Here is a 5,267-nt window from a genome sequence, read left to right on the forward strand (position 1 = left end):
AGGGTTGGCTGCTGGGCGACTTCTCCAAGATCGTCCAGGGCAACTACGAAATCATCTACCTGATCCTGCCGATCGTTGTGCTCACCTACCTGTACGCGCACCGCTTCACCGTACTGGGCATGGGCGAAGGCATGGCCACCAGCCTAGGGCTGAACTACCAGGCCACGGTGGCGCTGGGCCTGATGTTGGTAGCCGTCACTGTGGCTGCCACGGTCATCACTGTCGGGACCATACCTTTCGTCGGACTGGTCATTCCCAATCTGGTTGCGCTGCACTACGGCGACAACCTGGGGCGCACCCTGCCAGTGGTGGCGCTGGGCGGTGCTTCGCTGCTGGTGGCTTGCGACATTCTTGGGCGCCTGCTCATCTATCCGTTCGAGGTTCCCATTGGTTTGACGGCGGGCGGTGTGGGGGGTGTGCTGTTCCTCGTGCTCATCATCTGGAGGAGCAGATGATGCGCGTGCTCACCCCACAGGTTTCTCGGCACGCCGTCTGGCTAGTGGTCCTTGTATTGGCAATGACCTTCCTGCTCTTCCGTTCCGATTTCGACTTTGATTACGTCATCCCCAGGCGGCTCGCCCGGCTGGCTGCCATGTTCATCGGCGGGATCTGCGTCGCCTGGTCCTCAATTGCGTTCCAGACCATCACAGGTAATCGGATATTGACCCCAGCCATCATGGGCTACGAGGCGGTCTATCTGCTGTTGCAATCGCTACTGGTTCTGGCCATGGGAACGCAGAGTCTGGTCGTGCTCGGCGCGAACGGCAACTTCGCCGTGTCCGTCCTGCTGATGCTCGGCTATTCGTGGGCTATCCACCGCTGGCTGTTCCAGGATGGCAGGAACAACGTGTATTTCCTGCTGCTGGTGGGGCTGGTACTGACGATGGTGATCGGCACCTTCACGCAGTTCGTGCAGTTCAAGGTCAGCCCCGGCGAGTTCTCCGTCCTGCTCGACTTCAGTCAGGCATCGTTCGGCAAGGCAGAGCCCGGGCAGTTGCTCGTTTCATCCACGCTTGTCGCGGCGGTATGTATGGCCGGTATCAAGGCCCTGCCAATACTGGATGTGCTTTCTCTGGGCCGCGACCAGGCCGTATCCTTGGGCGTGGATTATCAGCGCACTGTGCGGCTGTACCTCGCGCTAATCGCTGTACTGGTCGCCGTTTCGACCAGTCTGCTTGGCCCCACGGCCTTCATGGGCATCTTCGTCGCCAACATCACCTACGCGCTGGCCCGAACGTTTCGGCACCGGATCACCTTGCCCACGGGCTGCGCGATTGCCATCGGCATCTTCATCCTCGCCCAGCTTGCGGTCGAACACGTCTTCAACTACCGAGCCACCGTCGGCATCTTGGTCAACCTGGTCTGCGGCGCCTGGTTCCTTGTGCTGATGGTGCGCACACGGGGGGCTGCATGATCACGGTCAACAACCTCTCCAAGACCTATGGCGCCAAAACCGTTCTCTCCAATGTGAGTACGCAGTTTCCGGCAGAACGGCTGACCTCGCTCATCGGCCCCAATGGCGCAGGCAAGACGACGTTACTGATGATGATCGCCCGGTTGCTGGAGCCGAGCCACGGCGACATTCTGATCGAAGGCAGCAAAGCTTCGGAGATTCGCATCGGCGACTACGCCAAACGTGTCGCCACCTTGCGCCAGTCCCCCGATTTCAATCTGCGCCTGACGGTAGAGGAGTTGGTTGCCTTCGGTCGATTCCCCTATAGCCGAGGTGTATTGACTACTGATGATAACCGGGCGATCGATGAGGCCATTGCGTTCCTGACGCTGGAACCGCTGCGCGGCGCCTATCTCGACGAACTTAGCGGCGGCCAGCGTCAGATGGCTTTTCTGGCCATGACCATCGCCCAGCAGACGCAGTGTCTGCTGCTCGATGAGCCGCTGAACAATCTTGATATCAAGCATGCCGTCCAGATCATGCGCGCACTGCGCCGCCTGTGTGATGAGCACGGCCGCACCGTGATCTTGGTGGTGCACGACATCAACTTCGCAGCCAGCTACTCCGATCACATCGTTGCGATGAAAGGCGGTGAGGTGCATTGCGCCGGCCCGGTGGCCAAGGTCGTGACCGAGGAGCGGTTGCGGAAACTGTATGGACTGGATTTCGAGATCACGCACGGCGAACGCGGATATCTGTGCAACTACTTCAACCCATCAGGAGAGCTGGAATGAACCTCAAACACAAACACCGGTATTGGGCGCTGGCCTTGCTGATTGCCGCCACGATCGCTGTGCAGGGTTGCGGCGACACATCGACTGAATCCTCGCAGGCATCCGCGCAAGAAACCTATGAACCCGTCACGGTTCAACACAAGCTGGGAACGACGGTGATCAACAAGCTGCCGCAGCGCGTGGTGGCACTCGACATGAACGAAGTCGATTTCCTCGATCAGCTCGGTGTTCCGGTCGTAGGCATGCCTAAGGACTTCGTGCCGCACTTCCTTTCCAAGTACAAGGACGCCGCAGATGTGCAGGACACGGGCGCCATCGTTCAGCCGAATCTAGAGCGAGTGCATGCGGCCAAGCCTGACTTGATCCTAATCACTTCGCTGCAGGCGAACCACTACAAGGAGTTGAGCCAGATCGCTCCGACCATTCACTTCGATGTGGACTACCGGGACAGTCAGATCCAGCACATCGAGGTCATCAAAGATCACCTCATAACCCTGGGGCGGATCTTCGGCAAGGAAGATCTCGCACGCCAGAAAGCCGCTGATCTGGACGCCAAGGTCAAAGAGGTCAGGCGTGTCACGCAGGATCGACCCGAGAAAGCACTGGTCGTGCTGCACAACAACGGCGCCTTCAGTTCCTTTGGCGTGCAGTCCCGCTATGGCTTCGTCTTCAATGCGTTAGGTGTAAAGCCGGCCAGCCCGACGGTCGAGACTGGTCTGCATGGTCAGCCGATCTCCAGCGAATTTATCCAGCAGGCCAACCCTGATGTCATCTACGTGGTGGACCGCACGGCTGTGATGGAACGTCGACCAGTCATGAATGCAGAGCGTCTTGGCAATCCGCTCCTGCGCCAGACCAATGCCTGGAAGAACGGTCGAGTAGTCTTCGCCGATGCTGAGGCTTGGTACATCACTGCCGCCAGCCCGAACTCTTTGAAGCTCGTCATCGATGACGTTATCCAAGGCTATCAGAACTGATTCAATCCCAAGTCCAACTCGAACTGAAAGGAGCTCGACATGGCCAAGCGCTGCCCCAGCCCTCACATAACACGCTCTGCTCGGCAGGTACTGTACCTTAGCCCTGGCTTTTCTCGCCACTACCTGACAGCCATCCTGTTCGGATTGACGTTAGGTGTTGCTGTGTTGTCAACGCCACCGGCGCTGGCGCAGATGGCGGATGAGACTGTGGGTGCGCCCAGATATTTTAATGTGCCTCCCGGCTCATTGAGTCAGACACTCAATGCCTTTGCCGATGTGGCGGGAGTTGAGCTAAACGTGGGTGCAGGCTTGATTCAGGGTAAGAGCAGCCAGGGATTGTCTGGTAGTTATAGTGTGGCCGATGGATTAGTTGAACTCCTGCGTGGACATAGTTTGCAGGCCGTGCGAGAGGCCGATGGACGCTACGCGCTGAACCGGGCTGCCCAGCAGGCGCAGGACACGCTTGCTGTAGATGGCGTGGTTACCCTAGCTCCGGTGACGGTAACGGGCGAAGCAGCTGGGCCGATTGTTCCCTATGCCGGCGGGCAGGTGAGCAGCGGCGTGCGCATGGGTTTCCTTGGTGACAAGGACTTCATGGAGACACCGTTCTCCACCATTACTTATACGGACAAGTTCATCGAAGATCAGCAAGCTAAGGACATCAGCGAGGTTATCTCCAAGACTGATCCGGCGGTGTTCACCAGCGGCATCGCAGGAGAGGCTTTGGAGAGCTATTCGATTCGTGGTCTGCCATCCGATGTCGGTGATGTGACCATCAACGGCTTGCCCGGCATGGCGGGCTATTACCGCACTTCGCCCGAGATGTTCGAGCGAGTCGAAGTGCTCAAGGGACCTTCGGCTCTGCTCAACGGCATGCCGCCCAAGGGATCTGCGGGCGGTGCGGTCAATCTGGTGACCAAGCGCGCGGGCAATGAGCCATTGACGCGCTTGACGGGAACTTACATGTCCGACTCGTACTTCGGCGGCCATCTCGACCTGGGCCGTCGGTTTGGCGAGGATCAGCAGTTCGGCATCCGTTTCAACGGCGTCTATCGGGATGGTGAGACCGCCGTGAACAACCAGGACAAGAAAGTCAGCCAAGCGTCACTCGGGCTGGATTGGCGTGGCGAAAACACACGTCTATCCGCAGACCTGTACCACAGCGAGGAGCGGGGGGATGGCTTGACCCGGGGCCTCACGTTGGCCCCCGGCGTGCCCTTACCCAAACCACCTAAACCGGATGTCTCGTGGAACCCGCCGTGGGCCTTCTATGACAGCACTGACAAAGGCGCCATAGTGCGTGGCGAGTTCGACCTGACAGACCAATTGACGGCCTATGCCACGGGAGGCATCAGCAAGACAGAACTCGATACCAACATGGGCTTCGGTCAAGTTTTCAACGAAGCGGGCGACTTCAGGATCAACTACAGCGGCGTGTCCGACCGGATGGAGCGGAAATCCGCTGAAGTGGGTCTGATGGGCGAAGCCCTCACGGGCTCCGTGGGTCATCAGTTCGCGCTTAATGCTACGTACTACAACGAGGACTACCTGCTCAGAGGATTCAGAAACCTCCTGCCAGAAGACTGGGTGACCAACATCTATAATCCGGTGTGGGGACCAGAAGTCGCGCGTCCCGGAAATATTCCAGCGCTTACCCAAACGGATACGCGGCTGTCCAGCTTCGGCCTGGCAGACACGCTATCGTTTGCGGAGGACAGGGTGCAGCTGACGCTGGGTGTGCGTCGCCAGCACGTGATCAACGACAGTTTCAACGGCACAACCGGGGCACGCATTGGACAACGCTATAAAGAAAGTGCCACGACACCGGCTGCGGCGATTCTGGTCGAGGTCACCGACCAGGTATCCGTGTATGCCAACTACATTGAAGGGCTGAGTCAGGGTGCCATAGCCCCCAGCACTGCAGAAAACGCGGGTGAAGTCTTCGCGCCCTACAAGACCAAGCAAAAGGAGGCCGGCATCAAGTTCGACCTTGGCGAATTCGCGCACACGCTCAGCGTGTATGAAATAACGCGTCCGAGCAGCTACACCGATCCTTTCACCAACGCTTTTTCGTTCGGCGGCGAACAGCGCAACCGGGGTGTG

Annotated in this window: 5 protein-coding genes; all 5 read left to right on the forward strand. The window is 58.7% G+C overall.

Features of this window, described 5'->3' with window-relative positions:
• Positions 1–455 (forward strand): iron chelate uptake ABC transporter family permease subunit (locus ACTH3D_RS11455; protein ID WP_441667246.1); only part of this gene is annotated, 455 nt, incomplete at its 5' end.
• Positions 452–1,414 (forward strand): iron chelate uptake ABC transporter family permease subunit, encoded by a 963-nt coding sequence (locus ACTH3D_RS11460; RefSeq protein ID WP_441667247.1) that lies wholly within the window; start codon positions 452–454, stop codon positions 1,412–1,414. The genes ACTH3D_RS11455 and ACTH3D_RS11460, both read left to right, overlap by 4 nt.
• Positions 1,411–2,187 (forward strand): iron ABC transporter ATP-binding protein, encoded by a 777-nt coding sequence (locus ACTH3D_RS11465; RefSeq protein WP_441667248.1) that lies wholly within the window; start codon positions 1,411–1,413, stop codon positions 2,185–2,187. Before ACTH3D_RS11460 ends, ACTH3D_RS11465 begins: the two co-directional genes overlap by 4 nt.
• Positions 2,184–3,164 carry a siderophore ABC transporter substrate-binding protein gene (locus ACTH3D_RS11470; RefSeq protein WP_441667249.1) on the forward strand — a complete coding sequence of 327 codons (981 nt, stop codon included), beginning with the start codon at positions 2,184–2,186 and terminating at the stop codon, positions 3,162–3,164. The genes ACTH3D_RS11465 and ACTH3D_RS11470 overlap by 4 nt, the downstream gene beginning before the upstream one ends.
• Positions 3,165–3,203: 39 nt before the next feature.
• On the forward strand, positions 3,204–5,267 hold a 2,064-nt coding region (locus ACTH3D_RS11475), incomplete at its 3' end, for a TonB-dependent siderophore receptor (RefSeq protein WP_441667250.1).

The organism is Halomonas sp. (assembly GCF_052095765.1).
Lineage (GTDB): Bacteria > Pseudomonadota > Gammaproteobacteria > Pseudomonadales > Halomonadaceae > Halomonas.

Excerpts from the sequence above, each read along its gene's own strand:
- ACTH3D_RS11460 (WP_441667247.1), top strand. The coding sequence starts at position 452 with ATGATGCGCGTGCTCACCCCACAGGTTTCTCGGCACGCCGTCTGGCTA.
- ACTH3D_RS11465 (WP_441667248.1), top strand. The coding sequence starts at position 1,411 with ATGATCACGGTCAACAACCTCTCCAAGACCTATGGCGCCAAAACCGTT.
- ACTH3D_RS11470 (WP_441667249.1), top strand. The coding sequence starts at position 2,184 with ATGAACCTCAAACACAAACACCGGTATTGGGCGCTGGCCTTGCTGATT.